Annotated in this window: 13 protein-coding genes; 6 read left to right on the forward strand and 7 right to left on the reverse strand. The window is 72.7% G+C overall.

All coding sequences use genetic code 11. The annotated features are described in order from the left end of the window. Positions 1–59: 59 nt before the first annotated feature. Positions 60–932 carry a spermidine synthase gene (locus tag OHA99_RS23780; RefSeq protein ID WP_153179718.1) on the forward strand — a complete coding sequence of 291 codons (873 nt, stop codon included), beginning with the start codon at positions 60–62 and terminating at the stop codon, positions 930–932. A 34-nt stretch (positions 933–966) separates the two neighbouring features. On the opposite strand, the gene OHA99_RS23785 is transcribed toward OHA99_RS23780, so the two are convergent. Then, positions 967–1,533 carry a hypothetical protein gene (locus OHA99_RS23785; RefSeq protein ID WP_194280078.1) on the reverse strand — a complete coding sequence of 189 codons (567 nt, stop codon included), beginning with the start codon at positions 1,531–1,533 and terminating at the stop codon, positions 967–969. 119 nt (positions 1,534–1,652) lie between these two features. Between OHA99_RS23785 and OHA99_RS23790 the strand changes: the two genes are divergently transcribed. The 3 genes from OHA99_RS23790 (at position 1,653) to OHA99_RS23800 (ending at position 5,444) form a co-directional block, all read left to right on the forward strand. Further along, on the forward strand, positions 1,653–2,357 hold the full coding sequence (locus tag OHA99_RS23790; RefSeq protein ID WP_164384621.1) for a response regulator transcription factor: 705 nt from the start codon (positions 1,653–1,655) through the stop codon (positions 2,355–2,357). Then, positions 2,354–3,808 carry a sensor histidine kinase gene (locus tag OHA99_RS23795; protein ID WP_405697702.1) on the forward strand — a complete coding sequence of 485 codons (1,455 nt, stop codon included), beginning with the start codon at positions 2,354–2,356 and terminating at the stop codon, positions 3,806–3,808. The genes OHA99_RS23790 and OHA99_RS23795 overlap by 4 nt, the downstream gene beginning before the upstream one ends. 160 nt (positions 3,809–3,968) lie before the next feature. Beyond that, positions 3,969–5,444, forward strand: a complete 1,476-nt coding sequence (locus OHA99_RS23800) for a cellulose binding domain-containing protein (protein ID WP_405697704.1) — start codon at positions 3,969–3,971, stop codon at positions 5,442–5,444. Positions 5,445–5,587: 143 nt separating this feature from the next. Here OHA99_RS23800 and OHA99_RS23805 read toward each other — a convergent pair whose 3' ends face one another. From OHA99_RS23805 to OHA99_RS23820, 4 genes are all read right to left on the reverse strand, one after another. Then, positions 5,588–7,027 carry a GH1 family beta-glucosidase gene (locus OHA99_RS23805; protein WP_405697707.1) on the reverse strand — a complete coding sequence of 480 codons (1,440 nt, stop codon included), beginning with the start codon at positions 7,025–7,027 and terminating at the stop codon, positions 5,588–5,590. Positions 7,028–7,199: 172 nt separating this feature from the next. Continuing rightward, positions 7,200–8,117 (reverse strand): carbohydrate ABC transporter permease, encoded by a 918-nt coding sequence (locus OHA99_RS23810; protein ID WP_007450020.1) that lies wholly within the window; start codon positions 8,115–8,117, stop codon positions 7,200–7,202. Positions 8,118–8,129: 12 nt separating this feature from the next. Beyond that, complete coding sequence (locus OHA99_RS23815; RefSeq protein ID WP_345964629.1) at positions 8,130–9,143, reverse strand: sugar ABC transporter permease; 1,014 nt, start codon at positions 9,141–9,143, stop codon at positions 8,130–8,132. Between the two features lie 5 nt (positions 9,144–9,148). Then, positions 9,149–10,474 (reverse strand): ABC transporter substrate-binding protein, encoded by a 1,326-nt coding sequence (locus OHA99_RS23820; protein WP_153179724.1) that lies wholly within the window; start codon positions 10,472–10,474, stop codon positions 9,149–9,151. 365 nt (positions 10,475–10,839) lie between these two features. On the opposite strand from OHA99_RS23820, the gene OHA99_RS23825 reads away from it, so the two are divergent. After that, a complete protein-coding gene (locus OHA99_RS23825) occupies positions 10,840–11,895 on the forward strand; it encodes a LacI family DNA-binding transcriptional regulator (protein ID WP_153179725.1) in 1,056 nt (351 codons plus the stop codon). A 66-nt stretch (positions 11,896–11,961) separates the two neighbouring features. On the opposite strand, the gene OHA99_RS23830 is transcribed toward OHA99_RS23825, so the two are convergent. Continuing rightward, on the reverse strand, positions 11,962–13,728 hold the full coding sequence (locus OHA99_RS23830) for a siderophore-interacting protein (RefSeq protein WP_405697710.1): 1,767 nt from the start codon (positions 13,726–13,728) through the stop codon (positions 11,962–11,964). Beyond that, on the reverse strand, positions 13,728–14,732 hold the full coding sequence (locus OHA99_RS23835) for an ABC transporter substrate-binding protein (protein WP_405697712.1): 1,005 nt from the start codon (positions 14,730–14,732) through the stop codon (positions 13,728–13,730). Before OHA99_RS23835 ends, OHA99_RS23830 begins: the two co-directional genes overlap by 1 nt. A gap of 139 nt (positions 14,733–14,871) precedes the next feature. Between OHA99_RS23835 and OHA99_RS23840 the strand changes: the two genes are divergently transcribed. After that, a complete protein-coding gene (locus tag OHA99_RS23840) occupies positions 14,872–15,651 on the forward strand; it encodes an AraC family transcriptional regulator (RefSeq protein ID WP_153179728.1) in 780 nt (259 codons plus the stop codon). The last annotated feature ends 121 nt before the right edge of the window (positions 15,652–15,772 follow it).

Here is a 15,772-nt window from a genome sequence, read left to right on the forward strand (position 1 = left end):
CACCCCTCGCCGAACCCCCTTCGCCGAACACCTTCCGCGCCCGGTCCGATAATGGACCGATGGGAAAGTCCAGGAACACCGCCCGTCGCGGGCGCGCCGCCGCCGAAGCCGTCGTCGAGGACGTCGACGGAGGGCGCGCCGAGCTGGTGCCCGACCGGGACCGGCCCCGGGCCTGGACGCTGCTGATCGACGGCGCCCCGCAGTCGCACGTCGACCTCGACGACCCGGCGTACCTGTCCTTCGAGTACCAGCGCCGCATCGGCCACGTCATCGACCTGGCCGCCCCGCCGGGCAAGCCGGTCCGCGCCGTGCACCTCGGCGGCGGTGCGCTCACCCTCGCCCGCTACGTCGCCGCCACCCGCCCGCGCTCCACCCAGCAGGTCGTCGAGCGCGACGCCGCCCTCGTCCAGCTGGTCCGCCGGGAGCTTCCGCTCGACCCCGGCGCGCGGATCCGGGTGCGCTCCACCGACGCCCGCGCGGGTCTGGCCAAGGTGCCCGACGGCTGGGCGGACCTCGTCGTCGCGGACGTCTTCGGCGGGGCCCGTACGCCGGCCCACCTGACCTCGACCGAGTTCCTCGACGAGGTGCGGCGCGCACTCGCGCCCGGCGGTGTCTACGCCGCCAACCTCGCCGACGGACCGCCGCTCGCCCACCTGCGCGGCCAGATCGCCACCGCCGCGGCCCGGTTCGCCGAACTCGCCCTCGTCGCCGACCCGGCCGTACTGCGCGGCAAGCGCTTCGGCAACGCGATCCTGGTCGCCGCCGACCATCCGCTGCCGGTCGCCGAACTCACCCGCCGCGCCGCGTCCGACCCGCATCCCGCGCGCGTGGAACACGGCCGCGCGCTCACCGACTTCACCGGCGGCGCCCAGCCCGTGACGGACGCGGCGGCCGTGGACTCACCCGCGCCGCCGGACTCCGTCTTCAAGTGAGCCCGTACCGGGGCCCGTACCGGAGCGGTCCGGTTCAGTAGCTGCCGATCTCCACCCGCGGCGGCCCGTCGTGCCAGGTGCAGAACACCGAGACCCGGTCGGCGCCCGAGGTGAACTCCACCCGGATCCACGACTCCGTCTTCCACACCTGCATCGACCAGCCCGCGCCCGGCGTCGCCGACACCAGGGACGCGGACGACGTACCGAGGTCGAAGACCGCGCGGCCGCCGTCGGTGTCGTAGCTTCTGACCTCGCCGGACGTGTCGGGTGCGGGGCTGGTCGGGTCCGCGGGCGGCGTGGTGGACGGTGCGGTGCGCGAGGGGGTGGGGTCGGGTTCGGCGGGGGTCCCGCTCGGTGCCGGCGAGGGGCTGCGCGAGGGCGACGGCGAGGGCGGGGGCCGACTCGTGGACGAGGCCAGGGCCTCGCCGTCGTCGCCGTCCGCCCCGTCCCGCACGCTCGTGTCGGCGGCCGTGATGGGCAGCGCGCGGGGGGCGTCGTAGGCCGTGCCCGCCATCACCGTGTGGACGCCCCACCACGACAGGGTGACCGCGGCGCCGGTGGCGAACAGCCAGGCGATCACGTGGACGAGTCCTCTGCGCATCGCGGCCATACTGCCTCACCCGCCCCGCCCGTGTCGCGTGAACGCCGTGTGACGCGGGCCCGGGCGGAGTTGTCCACAGGCCCGGACCGGGTTGGTCCGCATGGCGTACGGTGCCGCCCATGGCAAGTGTGCTCGTGGTCGAGGACGACCAGTTCGTCCGCTCGGCGCTCATCCGGCAGCTCACCGACGCCTCGCACACCGTGCGCAGCGTCGGCACGGCACTGGAGGCGCTGCGCGAGGTCGCCCATTTCCGGTTCGACGTGGTGGTCCTGGACCTCGGACTGCCCGACCTGGACGGCTCCGAGGCGCTGAAGATGCTGCGCGGCATCACCGACGTACCGGTGATCGTCGCCACCGCCCGCGACGACGAGGCGGAGGTCGTACGGCTGTTGAACGCGGGCGCGGACGACTACCTCACCAAACCCTTCTCCGTCGAGCACCTGTCGGCCCGGATGGCGGCCGTACTGCGCCGGGCGCGCGGCGGCCCCGCGGAGGCGGCGCCGCCGACCGTCCTGCGGGTCGGCGGCCTCACCGTCGACCCGCTGCGCCGCCAGGCCGAACTGGACGGCGCGGTCCTGGACCTGACCCGCCGCGAGTTCGACCTGCTCGCCTTCCTGGCCGGCCGGCCCGGGGTCGTCGTCCCCCGCAAGGAGCTGCTCGCCGAGGTCTGGCAGCAGTCCTACGGCGACGACCAGACCATCGACGTCCACCTGTCCTGGCTGCGCCGCAAACTGGGCGAGACCGCGGCCCGGCCGCGCTACCTGCACACCCTGCGCGGGGTCGGCGTGAAGCTGGAGCCGCCGCGACTGGAGCCACCGCGATGAGATGGGCCCTGGTCAAGGTCTCGCTGGCGGTCACCGCCATGGTCGTGGTCGCCTTCGCCGTGCCCCTCGGACTCGTCATCCGCGAGATGGCCCGGGACCGCGCCTTCTCCAACGCCGAGCGGGAGGCCGCCGCCGTCGCCCCGGCCCTGTCCATCACCACCGACCGCGAGCAGCTGGAGCGCGTCGTGGCCTCCGCCGGTTCGGACGCCGGGATGGCCGTGCACATACCCGCGCCCGGTGCCGACGCCGGTGCGGACGGCGGCGACGCCACCGACATCGGCCGGCAGCGCGCCACCGACGAGGACATCGCCGCCGTACGGGAGATGGGGCGGGCCTCCACCACCGAGGTCGGCGGCGGCTCCACCCTGCTCCAGCCGGTCGCGCTCAGCTCCGGCGAGATCGCCGTCGTCGAGGTGTACGTCCCCGAGTCCGCGGTGACCAACGGCGTCGGCACCGCCTGGGCGGTGCTGGCGGCGGTGGGCGCCGCCCTGATCGTCGGCTCCGTCGCGGTCGCCGACCGGCTGGGCGTCCGGATGGTGCAGCCCGCGCGGCGCCTGGTCGACGGCGCGCACGAGCTGGGCGAGGGCAGGCTGGGCGCGCGGGTGCCCGTGGAGGGGCCGGACGAACTGCGGCGCGCCGCGGTCGCGTTCAACTCCATGGCCGACCAGGTCGTCCAGCTCCTCGCCAACGAACGGGAGCTGGCCGCCGACCTGTCCCACCGGCTGCGCACCCCGCTGACCGTGCTGCGCCTCAACGCGGCCTCGCTCGGCGACGGGCCCGCCGCCGAGCAGACCCGGGCCGCCGTGGAGCAGCTGGAGCGCGAGGTCGACACCATCATCCGCACCGCCCGGGACGCCAAGCCGCAGACCGCCGCCGCCGGACCCGGCGCCGGGTGCGACGCCGCCGAGGTGGTCCGGGAACGCATGGGGTTCTGGTCGGCGCTCGCCGAGGACGAGGGCCGCAAGTGGCGGGTGGCCGGCGCCGACCGGCCGGTGCGCATACCCGTGGCCCGCGCCGACCTCGCCGCCTCCCTCGACGCGCTGCTCGGCAACGTCTTCCGGCACACCGCCGAGGGCACCGCCTTCGCCGTCGACCTGCACAACGGCGAGGACGCGGTGATCGTGCTCGTCTCCGACGCGGGCACCGGCATATCCGACCCCGAGGCGGCGATGGCCCGCGGCCGGGGCTCGGGCACCGACGGGTCGACCGGGCTCGGCCTGGACATCGTGCGCCGGATGGCCGAGTACACCGGCGGCGACGTGCGGATCGGCTCCTCCGTGCTGGGCGGCACCGAGGTGCGCATCTGGATCCAACTGGACGGGCGGACGGCGCCGGTACGGCGCGGACACCGGGGAGCGGTACGCCGGCGCAGACAGGGCCGAGCGTCCGCGCCCGCGGCGACGCCGACGCCCGCGCCGACACCGGCGGCCCCGACGGGACGCGACCATTAATCGGTCCCGATCCCTCCCTTAAGCCCACCCTAAGATCGCCAACCCCCGCCCGGATCAGGGTCTTTGCCCGTTTCCGGGTCGCTAGCGTGCTGCCGCACCCCCACCCCGCCCCCGTCGGTCTCCCGCCGGGGGCACCGTGAACAGCGAAGGCAGGCACGTGATGCGTACGCACCGACGCAAGGTCAGTGGCAGGAACAAGGCGATCGGCGCCGTCGTCGCGGCGGCCGTGGCCGGCGGCGGCGCGCTGCTGTTCACCAGTACCGCCCAGGCGGCCGCGGTCGGCGCCGCGTACACCAGGACCAGCGAGTGGTCGACGGGCTACACCGCCCAGTACGTCGTCACCAACACCAGCGGGCAGGCGAAGGCGGACTGGACGCTCGAGTTCGACCTGCCCCCGGGCGCGAAGCTCGGCTCGCTGTGGAACGCCGAGTCGAAGGCCGACGGACAGCACGTCACCGTGACCCCGCCCAAGTGGGACACGGACGGACTGAAGGCCGGCGAGTCCGTCACGGTCGGCTTCGTCGTCAACGGCACCGCCGACCCGACCGGTTGCCTCGTCGACGACGCCGCGTGCTCGGCGGACGACGGCGCCACCCCCGAGCCCAGCGGCCGCCCGACCGAGCCTCCGGCCCCGACGCCCACGCCGACCCCCACGGCCACCGACAGCACGGAGCCGGCGCCGACTCCGACCGACACCCCCACCACCCCGGCGCCCACCGGTACCCCCGGCGACGGCACCGACGCGGGCGCCGGCTTCGCGCCGTACGTCGACACCTCCCTCTACCCCGCCTTCGACCTGCTCGCCCACTCCGCGGCGACCGGCGTCAAGGAGTACAACCTCGCCTTCGTCACCGACGGCGGCGGCTGCACCCCCAAGTGGGGCGGCGTCACCGACCTCGGCAGCGACGCGGTCGCGAACCAGATGGGCGACCTGCGCGCGAAGGGCGGCGACGTCCGCGTCTCCTTCGGCGGCGCCTCCGGCTCCGAACTCGGCACCACCTGCACGTCGGCCGACGCGCTGGCGGCGGCGTACGGCAAGGTCGTCGACATCTACAAGCTCACCAAGGTCGACTTCGACGTCGAGGGCGGCGCGCTGCCCGACACGGCCGCCAACACCCGCCGCGCCCAGGCGATCGCCGCGCTCCAGAAGCAGCATCCCGGCCTGGACGTCTCCTTCACGCTCCCGGTGATGCCCGAGGGCCTCACCCAGGCGGGCGTCGACCTCCTCGCCGACGCGAAGAAGAACGGCGTCGACATCGGCGCCGTCAACATCATGGCGATGGACTACGGCCCCGCGTACAGCGACGACATGGGCACCTACGCCACCCAGGCGGCCACCGCCACCCAGGCCCAGATCAAGGGCGTCCTCGGCCTGTCCGACGCGGACGCCTGGAAGACGGTCGCCGTCACCCCGATGATCGGCGTCAACGACGTCGTCTCCGAGGTTTTCAAGGTCGAGGACGCCACCCAGCTGGTGGAGTTCGCGAAGTCCAAGGGCCTGGGCGCCCTGTCCATGTGGTCCGCCACCCGCGACAAGGCCTGCCCCGGCGGCCCGAAGCCCTCGGCCGACGCCACGTGCAGCTCCGTGGACCAGGAGCCGAACGCCTTCTCCAAGGCGTTCGCCGCCTACAAGTAGGGCCGAGGCTCCCCCGAACAGGGCCGGGCCCCACACCGGCCCCAAGAGCGGGGCGCGGCATCCCCCCGTGGGATGCCGCGCCCCGTGTCTTGTGCCCCTCCGGCCAGGTCTCTCCGGCCAGGGCCCTCCGGCTCCCCGGAGGCCTACTCGGTCGCGTCCACCGGAGGCAGCGCCCCCGTGCGGGCCGCCCGGCCGTACCACAGGGCGCTCGACTTCGGGGTGCGCTGCTGGGAGACGTAGTCGACGTACACCGCGCCGAACCGCTTCTCGTAGCCGTACGCCCACTCGAAGTTGTCCAGCAGGGACCACAGGTAGTAGCCGCGGACGTCGGCGCCGTCGGCGATGGCCTGCCGGACCGCGGTGAGGTGGCCGTTCAGGTAGGCGACCCGCTCGGGGTCGTGCACCGAGCCGTCCGCGCCGGGCTTGTCGTCGTAGGCGGCGCCGTTCTCGCTGATGTACAGCGGCATGCCCGGGGCCTCGCGGTTGTAGCGCATGATCAGCTCGTGCAGGCCGGACGGGTCGACGGTCCAGCCCATCTCCGTGCGCTCGCCCGGCGGCTGGTGGAACGCCACGTCGTCCGCGGCGGGCCACGGCGAGTGGTCGCTGGCGCCGTGGCCGTCGGCGCGCGGGGCGCGCGAGTCGGCGTCGGCCGCCGACACCACGGTGGGCGTGTAGTAGTTGAGGCAGATCGCGTCGATCGGCTGGCGGATCTGGCCGAGGTCGCCGTCCTGGACGAACGACCAGTCGGTGACCGGCGCCGTCGCCTCCAGCAGGGTCTGCGGGTAGGCGCCGTGCAGGATCGGGCCGTGGAAGACCCCGCCGGACAGGTCGTCGATCTTCTGGGCCGCCGCCAGGTCCGCCGGGCTCTGCGACAGCGGCCGCACGACGGACGTGTTGAGGCTGATCGCCACCGAGTTGCGGGCCGGCATCACCGAACGCAGCGCCACCGTGCCCAGGCCGTGCGCCAGGTTCAGGTGGTGCGCGGCGCGCAGCGCGGCCTCCGGGTCGGTGCGGCCGGGGGCGTGCACGCCGGAGGCGTAGCCCAGGAACGCGGCGCACCACGGCTCGTTCAGCGTGATCCACTGCTCCACCCGGTCGCCGAGCGCCTCGCCGACGATCTGCGCGTACTCGGCGAACCGGTAGGCCGTGTCCCGCTCGGGCCAGCCGCCCGCGTCCTCCAGCTCCTGCGGCAGGTCCCAGTGGTAGAGGGTGACGGCCGGCTTGATCCCGGCGGCCAGCAGCTCGTCCACCAGACGGCGGTAGAAGTCCAGGCCGCGCTGGACGGCGGGGCCGCGGCCGGTCGGCTGCACCCGCGTCCAGGAGACCGAGAAGCGGTAGGCGCCGAGGCCCAGGTCCTTCATCAGCGCCACGTCGTCGCGGTAGCGGTGGTAGTGGTCGACAGCGATGTCACCGGTGTCCCCGCCGGCCGTCTTCCCGGGGGTGTGGGCGAAGGTGTCCCAGATCGAAGGGGTACGGCCGTCCTCCCGCACCGCGCCCTCGATCTGGTACGCCGAGGTGGCGGCGCCCCACAGGAAGGCGGGGGGGAAGGTCACCGGGGTCACCGGCGTTGCGGACTCAGGCATGGAAGCGCTCCCATAGAGGGTTCGTGGCGGGTCGTCCCGGTCGGCGCGAAGTCCGGCCGGTGAGACCGACGGGTAGAAGGACGAGGGGGGAAGCCGGGCCGGGTGGCGCCCACCCGAACCGGGGCCGGGCGGCGGTGACCCGGCCCCCGAGGGGTGAGGTGCCGCCGAGGTGTCAGCCCTTGACGGCGCCCTGCATGATGCCGCCCACGATCTGCTTGCCGAAGATCGCGAACACCAGGAGCAGCGGCAGCGTGCCCAGCAGCGCGCCGGCCATGATCAGGGACTGGTCCGGGGTGTAGCCGCGGCCCAGTCCGGCGAGGGCGACCTGCACGGTCGGACTGCCGTTCTGCGTCAGCACCAGGAACGGCCACAGGAAGTCGTTCCAGGACTGCACGAACATCAGCATGCCGAGCACGGCCATCGCGGGCCGCGCCGCCGGGAACACCACGTGCCACACCACGCGCCAGCTGCTGGCGCCGTCGACGCGCGCGGCCTCGATGATCTCGTCGGGCAGCGCCTGGAGCAGGTACTGGCGCATGAAGAACACGCCGAACGCGTTCACCAGGGACGGCAGGATCACCGCCTGGAGCTGGTCGGACCAGTCCAGCTTCGCGACCATCATGTACAGCGGGATGATGCTGAGCTGCGGGGGCACCATCATCGTGCCGATGACGATCAGCATCAGCGCGCCCCGCCCGCGGAAGCGCAGCTTGGCGAAGGCGAACCCGGCGATCGTCGACAGGAAGACGATGGTGAGCGCCGAGGTGCCGGCCACGATGGTGGTGTTGAGGAACGCCTCGCCGAGGTTGGCGTCGTTCCACGCGATCTCCAGCTTGTCGAACAGGTTGCCGCCGAACCAGAAGGGCGGCGGGGTCTGGGCGAGCCGCTGGTTGTCGCGCGAGGCGGCGATCGCCGTCCACACCAGCGGGAACAGCGAGCCGATGGTGAACAGGGCGAGGATGATGTAGGCGATCGGCCCCGCGTGCATGTGCCCGCCGGCCCGGGAGGACTTGGAGCCCCGTCGGCCCCTGCCCTTGCCGGACGGGTCGGGTGCCGCGTCGGCCGGGGGTTTCGTCATGGTCGTCGTCACGGCCGGTTCTCCTTAACTACTGGCGCGCAGCCGGCGCGAGATGACGGCGTTCAGGATCCCGATCACGATGAGGATCAGGAACATCGCCCAGGCGATCGCGGAGGCGCGGCCCAGGTGCTGGTTGACCCAGCCCTGCTCGTACAGGTACAGGCCGAGCGTCTGGAACTGGTGCTGGGAACCGCCCGAGGCACCCTTGTTCGCGTCGAACAGCAGCGGCTCGCCGAAGACCTGCGAGGCACCGATGGTCGACACGACGACCGTGAACAGGATCGTCGGACGCAGCGAGGGCAGCGTGACGTGGATGAACTGCCGCCAGCGGCTGGCGCCGTCCAGCGCCGCCGACTCGTACAGGTCCTGCGGGATCGCCTGCATGGCGGCCAGGTAGATCAGCGCGTTGTAGCCGGTCCAGCGCCAGATGACGATGGAGGACACGGCGAACTTCGACGCCCACGAGCCGTTCTGCCAGTCGATCTTGTCCAGGCCGACCAGGTCGAGGAACCAGTTGATCATGCCGTAGTCACGGCCGAAGAGCAGCACGAAGACCAGCGAGGCCGCGGCGATCGACGTCGCGTACGGCGCCAGCATCACGACCCGGTAGAAGGTCGACGCGCGCAGCTTGTAGTTGAGGATGTGCGCGAGGCCCATCGCCATCAGCAGCTGCGGAACCGTGGAGATGATGCCGATGAACAGCGTGTTCTTCGCCGCGTTCCAGAAGAAGTCGTCGTCGAAGATCCGGGTGTAGTTGTCCAGACCCGTCCACTCCATGTCGGTGGGCGCGGTCAGCTCCACCGTGTGCAGCGAGGCCCAGCCGGTGTAGATCAGCGGGAACAGGCCGAAGGCGACGAAGAGCAGGAAGAAGGGCGAGACGAACGCGTACGGGCTCCAGCGGATGTCCCGCTGCCAGCGCCGGGAGAGTTTCGCCCGCTGTTTCCGGTCGGCCTCGGCGGCCGCCCTGCCGCCGGGCGGGCGGCCCGGGGCCGCGCCCCCCTTCACGGGGGACGCGGCGGTGTCGTGCCGGGTGGTCATTCCGGTCACTTCTCCAGGTTGTTGTCGATGGTCTTCACGGCGTTCTCCCAGGCGTCCTTGGCGGACTTGCCCTGGGTGACGAGGATGACGCCGTTGTCGGTCAGACCCTGCTGGACGATCTGGTCCTTCGGGCCGATCACCTGGGTCGGGATCTGCTCGGCGGCCTTCGCGAACAGCTCGCCGATCGGCGCGTCACCGGTCATGTCGTTCTTGCCGCCGGTCACCTGGGGGAGCTTGTACGCGGCGGGCGCGCTCGGGAAGCTGCCCATCTTGGAGAAGAGCTTGGCCTGCTGCTCGGGCGCGGTCAGCCAGGTCACCAGCTTCTGCGCCTCCTTCACGTGCTTGCCGCCCTTGGGCACGCCCAGGAAGGTGCCGCCCCAGTTGCCGGCCTTCGGGGCCTGGGCGACGTCCCACTTGCCGGCGGAGTCCGGCTGGGACTTGGCCTTGATGGTGCCGAGCATCCACGGCGGGCAGGCGACGGTGGCGAACAGGCTGTTGGAGATCGTCTGGTCCCAGGCCGGCTGGAACTGGGTCTGCGACTGGACCAGCCCCTTCTCGGCCGCCTCGGCGGTCAGGTCGAAGGCGTCCTTGACGGCCGGGTTGGTCTTGTAGATGACCTTGCCGGAGGAGTCGTAGAACTTCTCGTCCTCACTGCTGAGGACGGCGTTGATCAGGCCGCCGGGGGAGTCCATGAAGTAGGTGTCCTTGCCGGCACCCTTCTTGTACTTCTCGCCGGCCTCGATGAACTTGTTCCAGTCACCGGCCCACAGCTTGGAGACCTCTTCGCGGTCGGTCGGCAGACCGGCCTTCTCGAACAGGTCCTTGCGGTAGCAGATGGCCATCGGGCCGATGTCCGTGCCGAGGCCGATCGTGGCGCCGTCCTTGGTGGTGGCCTGCTGCCACTTCCAGTCCAGCCAGTTGTCCTTCTTGACGCCCGAGGCCTTGGACATGTCCTCGAACTTGTCCGCCTGGGTGGCGACGACTTCGGCGATGTTGCCGACCTCGATCGCCTGCACGTCCTGGAGGCCGCTGCCGGTGGTGAGGTGGTTGACCAGAGCGGGGTAGTAGTTCTCGTTCCGCTCGGTGACGTTCTCCTCGATGTTGATGTCCGGGTTGAGCTTCTCGTACTCCTCGTAGAGGCCGGCCTCCTTGAAGCCCATCGTCCCGAACAGACCGAGGGTGATCGTGGTCTTGCCGCTGCTGTCGCCCGACGACGAGCTGTCCTCGTCCTTGCCGTCGTCGGCGCAGCCGGCCAGCAGCCCGGCGCCCAGCGACGCGATGGCCGCCATGACCACCACTCTGCGGGCCGATCCTCTGCGTGCTGCTCGCATGTGCGTCCTCCTGTTGCCCTGACGTGCCGACCCCCCGGCCAACTACATGGTTGGACCCGCTGCTTCATGTGGTGCGTTCGTCGCTGCGGCTCGGGCGTGGAACGTGCGGGATGTGTATGTGCCAGGTAGTGTGGGAGCGCTCCCACAAGTGATGTGTTGAAGAGTCGTCGGTCCGGGCGGGGGTGTCAAGGGAACGGACGCGACGAATTGCGTTCAGTTATCGGCCTGTTAACTGGACGCCGCGAGCGGCACGGAGACACTCCCGTACGGCGGGGGAGGGGCCGGAGTCGGTCATTACACCCGACCGGCCTGTTAAATTCCAGGCCAGCCGCAGAGTGCGGGGGTGACTACGGGAGGCGGAGCCGATGGCAGGCCACGGAGTGCGTGGGCGGAGCGGTGGCCGGCCCACCCTCGAAGAGGTGGCGGCACGCGCGGGCGTCGGCCGCGGCACGGTCTCCCGCGTGATCAACGGCTCCCCCCGGGTGAGCGACGCGACCCGGGCGGCGGTCGAGGCGGCGGTCGAGGAGCTCGGCTACGTCCCGAACACGGCGGCCCGCGCGCTGGCGGCCAACCGCACGGACGCGATCGCCCTGGTGGTGCCCGAGCCGGAGACCCGGTTCTTCGCGGAACCGTACTTCTCGGACATGCTCAAGGGTGTCGGCTCCGAGCTGTCCGACACCGAGATGCAGCTGCTGCTGATATTCGCGGGCAGCGACCGGGAACGGGAGCGGCTCGCCCAGTACCTCGCGGCGCACCGGGTGGACGGCGTCCTGCTGGTCTCGGTGCACGCCGACGACCCGCTGCCCGACCTGCTGACCCAGCTGGAGATCCCCGCCGTGATCAGCGGTCCGCGCTCGGCCGCGGAGCCGCTGGCGTCGGTGGACTCGGACAACTACGGCGGCGCCCGCTCGGCCGTCGAGCACCTGCTGTCCCGGGGCCGCGGCCGCATCGCCCACATCACCGGCCACCTCGCCGTCTACGGTGCCCAGCGACGCGTCGACGGCTACCGCGACGCCCTGCGCGAGGCGGGCCACGAGGTGGACGAGCGGCTGATCGAGCCGGGCGACTTCACCGAGGAGGGCGGGCGCCGCGCGATGGCGGAACTGCTGCGCCGCGACCCCGGCATCGACGCGGTCTTCGCCGCCTCGGACGTCACCGCGGCGGGCGCGGGCCAGGTCCTGCGCGAGGCGGGCCGGCGCATCCCGGAGGACGTGGCGCTGGTCGGCTACGACGACTCGGCGATCGCCCGGCACATGGAACCGCCGCTGACCAGTGTGCGCCAGCCCATCGAGGAGATGGGCCGCGCGATGATCGACCTGCTGCTGACCGAGATCGCGGACCGCAGGCCGGCCGCCTCACGGGGGCTGGAGCGGCACCAGGTGGTGCTGGCGACGGAGCTGGTGGAGCGCCGGTCCTCGTAACGGGCCGGACCACGCGCCGCCACCGACGGGCTCGCTGAGACGGTGCGGACCGTTGCGCGGCCGGGGTCAAGGCCGGCGCAGGACCGTGGCCTCCGTCCCCCAGCCGAGGGGAATGACGTGGTCGACGTGCCAGCCGGTGCGGTGGGCGAGGGCCGCGAGCGCGGGGGAGTTCCGCAGCGGGCTGCCGGTCGCGGCGTACGCGTGCAGCGCCGCCTCGGTCGCGTGCGGGCTCAGGCCGTCCGGGCGGGAGGACTCCACGAGGACCGCCGTCGGAGCCCAGGCGGCGAGCCGGCCGAGCAGGGCCGCGGCCTCGTCGTCGGTCCGGTGGGCGAGGGCCTTCGCGGCCACGGCGACGTCGACGGGGCCGCCGGCCCAGTCGATCCGTTCCGGTGCCGGGACGTGGGAGCGCAGGACCGCCGCCGGGACCTCGTCCTCCGCGAGTCGCAGCCGGGGCCGGCGGCCCGCGTCGTCCAGGGCGGCGACGACCGCCGCGCTACCGGGACCGGTGAGCAGACAGGACCGGGCACCCGTCCACAGGGGGTCGGCCGTCAGACCGCCGAGGAGGAACACCAACTGCTCGCACTCCTCGACCAGTTCGCCGTACCGCTCCGCGTCCCGGACCACCGTGTCGTGCAGGGTGGCCCCCGACGCCCGCTGCCAGGGGGAGCCGCCGTCGCGCAGCGCGGGCGCCAGCTCGGCCAGGGAGAGCAGCAGCTCCGCCTCCCGGCCCACGTACTCCTCCCGCGCGTGGTCGTCGTCGAGCAGCTCCTCGCCCGCCGGGCCCAGCCGCAGCCCGTCGTGGTCGCCGAGGACCACCCCGTGCGCGGCGAGCGGCGGCAGCAGGACGCCGACCTTCGGCGCGGGCACGCCAAGGCGGGCGGCGAGCGCGTCCGGCGTCACGCCGGGGGCGTCGGCGACCGCGTCGACCAGGCCGAGCCGCAGCGCGGCCCGCACGACCAGCCACGGCAGCGGCGAGGGGACGTGCGTCTGCTCCCCGGCCGCCGGGGCCTCCTGCGCCGAGGCGGCCGGGGCGGCGGTCTCCTCGCGGTGCCAGTAGCCCGTGATGTTCAGCCGGTCCTTCGGCAGCCCGCGCTCCCGTCCGAGGTGGCGGCGCACCGGCAGCAGGGCCCGGCTCTCCGCCGCCGCCCAGGCGTAGCCCTCCCCCTCCGGCAGCGGCAGGGCGCGGACGGCGGCCTCCAGTGCCGTCGCGTCGCCGGGCTCCGCGACGACCCACTCGAGGGTGTCGCCGTCCCGCAGCGCCAGCTTCTGGCGGGCGGAGTCGTCCGCGACCGTGACCAGGACGTGCGCCGGCGCGTCGACGGGGCGTTCGTCGAGGAAGCGGCCGATCGCGGGCAGCGCGGTCTCGTCACCGGCGAGGAGGATCCAGTCCGGCCGCTCGGGCAGCCGCAGCGAGGACTTGGGGCCGACGAACCACAGCTCGTCGCCGACCCGGGCCGACCTGGCCCAGGCCGCCGCCGGTCCGTCCCCGTGGGTCACGAAGTCGAGGTCGAACTCACCGGCCGCCGTGTCCACCCGCCGCGGGGTGTAGTCGCGGGTGAGCCGGGTCTCGGACGGCGTCCACTCGATGCCGTGCGGCAGCTGGGCCGGGAGCGCGGCGCGCACGTCCCCGTCCGGGGCAAGGATCAGCTTGACGTGGTCGTCGAACCCCGGCGCGGCGAAGGCCGGGTGTTCGACGCCGTCCCGGGTGAACGCGCCGAGCTGCTTGCCGCCCAGGACGACCCGCCGCATCCGGGGCGTCACGTCGTGGACGCGGCGCACCGTGACCCGCCGCAGCACCAGGGGATGCGTCGTGTAGGCACGCTGCGCGGCCATCAGGAGAACTCCTTCTCGATGATGTCCAGCAGCGCCATCGACTCGTCGTAGTCGCCGCGCAGCACCCAGTACGGCAGGTCGTAGGCGTGGCCCGACTTGAAGGCGGGCAGCGCGCCGAAGACCGGGTTCTTCTTCAGCGTGGCGACATCGGTGGTGTCGGCGTTGAAGCCCATCACGAACACCGACGGCTGGGTGATCGTCTGCCCGGCCTTCTCGGTGGACAGCTCGAACATGTCGCCGCCCTGCCCGTACACCTTGAAGCCGCCGTTCGCGAAGACAGGAGCCGGTTCGATGCCGACCTTCTTGAACTCGGCCGGCAGTCCCACGTTCTCCACCAGTCCGTAGGCGGTGCCGTCTCCCGTGAAGGCCAGGAAGGAGACCGAGCCGGGCGGCGGCTCGATGGCGTCCTTCACCTCGGTGATCCGCTTGTCGTAGACGGCCACGTGCTCGTCGTAGACGTCGCCCTTGTCGAACACGTCCGTCGCGAGGAAGGAGAACTGGGCGCGCCAGTCGCCGAGCTCCTTGCCCACCAGCACGGTCGGCGCGATGTCCGAGAGGTCGTCGTAGACCTTCTCGGCCTGGAAGAGCGGGAAGCCGATGCCGCCGCCGACGATGAGGTCGGGCTCCAGGGCGAGGATCGCCTCCAGGTCGAAGCCGTCGACGCTCCACGGCAGGAACGTCGTGCCGTCCTCCTTCGCCTCCTTCGCCCAGTACGGGGAGAACTCGCCCTCGCCGTCGGCGTCCTCGGGGATCGTCGCGCGCACCGGCACGTCCAGGTCGTAGAGGTAACCGGCGAGGGCGTGGTTCAGCACGACCACGCGCTTCGGCTCGGTCGGCACCTTCACCTTGCCGTAGTCGGTCGTGACCGTGCGGGTCGTGGCGGACGACGCCTTGCCCCCACCGCCGCCCCCGCCCCCGTCACCGGAGGAGTCGGAGGCGGCGCAGCCGGTGAGGGCCAGCGTGGCGACGAGCGCGACGGCGAGCAGGCGGGCGGGAGCAAGCATGGGACCTCACGTGGCTGGGCAGGAGCATGCGATCGGCATATTGGTAAGGTGAGCCTAACCTCGCTGGTTTCGCAGAGTCGGTCCGCATGCGACATCGCCGGTGACGGACACGACACTTCGCAGGCACGGGGAGGAAGGCTTGCCGGTCACACATCTCGGCACCGTGGTCGCCGAGAACGCCATCCGCTTTCTCGGGCACGACACGCACCAGCACGACGAGCCGCACCTCATCTACGTCGTGACCGGCTCCGCCCTGCTGACCGCCGACGGCGGCGAGTGGCGGCTCGGCCGGCAGGAGGCGGTCTGGCTCGCTCCCCGGGTGCCGCACGCACTGCGGATCGCCGGCGGCGGCATGGCGCTCGGGCCCACCCTCAACCCCGGTGACCTGCCACGATGCCGGGTGCAACCGCTCGGTGCGGTGCCCGCGGTCAGCGAGGTCATGACCACCGCGCTGGGCGCGGCTCCGGGCACCGCGGAACAGGTCAGGCCGTTCCGGCAGGCGCTCGGCCGGGTGCTGCGGAACCTCTCGCGGCCGTACTTCCCGGTCGTCCTGCCCACCCACCCCGCGGTGCGCGCCCTCGCCCGCGACGCGCTGCGGACCCCTGCCGCGACGCTGGAACGGCTCGCCGCACAGCACCGGATGAGCCCGCGCCAGGTGCAGCGGATCTTCCTCGACGAGACCGGGCTGCCCTTCACACGGTGGCGCAGCCGGGCCAGGATGAACGCCGCCGTCGAGCACGTCCTCGGCGGCGGGGAGCTGACGGCGGCGGCCCGCGCGGCCGGCTACGCGACCCGGACCGGACTGCTGCGCGCGCTGAGCCGCGAGTCCGGGATTCCGGTGGGCGAGCTGACGGCGGACCCGGCGGGCGCCCTCGGCGGACGCCCGGCGCATCCGGCGCCGGCTCCGGATCACGTGTGAGTACGCACGTGTGAGTGCGCACGTGTGTATGCACGTGCGTGTACGCAGATGCGTGTACGCAGGTAGGGCGGTCGCCGCGCGGGGAGCGGGGCGGCCGGCCCGTCCGTGGGGCGGGTCGCGC

This window comes from Streptomyces coelicoflavus (assembly GCF_045041415.1).
GTDB classification, from domain to species: Bacteria; Actinomycetota; Actinomycetes; order Streptomycetales; family Streptomycetaceae; genus Streptomyces; species Streptomyces coelicoflavus.

Coding starts and splice junctions, on each gene's coding strand:
- OHA99_RS23780 (WP_153179718.1), top strand. CDS start 60: ATGGGAAAGTCCAGGAACACCGCCCGTCGCGGGCGCGCCGCCGCCGAA.
- OHA99_RS23785 (WP_194280078.1), bottom strand. CDS start 1,533: ATGCGCAGAGGACTCGTCCACGTGATCGCCTGGCTGTTCGCCACCGGC.
- OHA99_RS23790 (WP_164384621.1), top strand. CDS start 1,653: ATGGCAAGTGTGCTCGTGGTCGAGGACGACCAGTTCGTCCGCTCGGCG.
- OHA99_RS23795 (WP_405697702.1), top strand. CDS start 2,354: ATGAGATGGGCCCTGGTCAAGGTCTCGCTGGCGGTCACCGCCATGGTC.
- OHA99_RS23800 (WP_405697704.1), top strand. CDS start 3,969: ATGCGTACGCACCGACGCAAGGTCAGTGGCAGGAACAAGGCGATCGGC.
- OHA99_RS23805 (WP_405697707.1), bottom strand. CDS start 7,027: ATGCCTGAGTCCGCAACGCCGGTGACCCCGGTGACCTTCCCCCCCGCC.
- OHA99_RS23815 (WP_345964629.1), bottom strand. CDS start 9,143: ATGACCACCCGGCACGACACCGCCGCGTCCCCCGTGAAGGGGGGCGCG.
- OHA99_RS23820 (WP_153179724.1), bottom strand. CDS start 10,474: ATGCGAGCAGCACGCAGAGGATCGGCCCGCAGAGTGGTGGTCATGGCG.
- OHA99_RS23825 (WP_153179725.1), top strand. CDS start 10,840: ATGGCAGGCCACGGAGTGCGTGGGCGGAGCGGTGGCCGGCCCACCCTC.
- OHA99_RS23830 (WP_405697710.1), bottom strand. CDS start 13,728: ATGGCCGCGCAGCGTGCCTACACGACGCATCCCCTGGTGCTGCGGCGG.
- OHA99_RS23835 (WP_405697712.1), bottom strand. CDS start 14,732: ATGCTTGCTCCCGCCCGCCTGCTCGCCGTCGCGCTCGTCGCCACGCTG.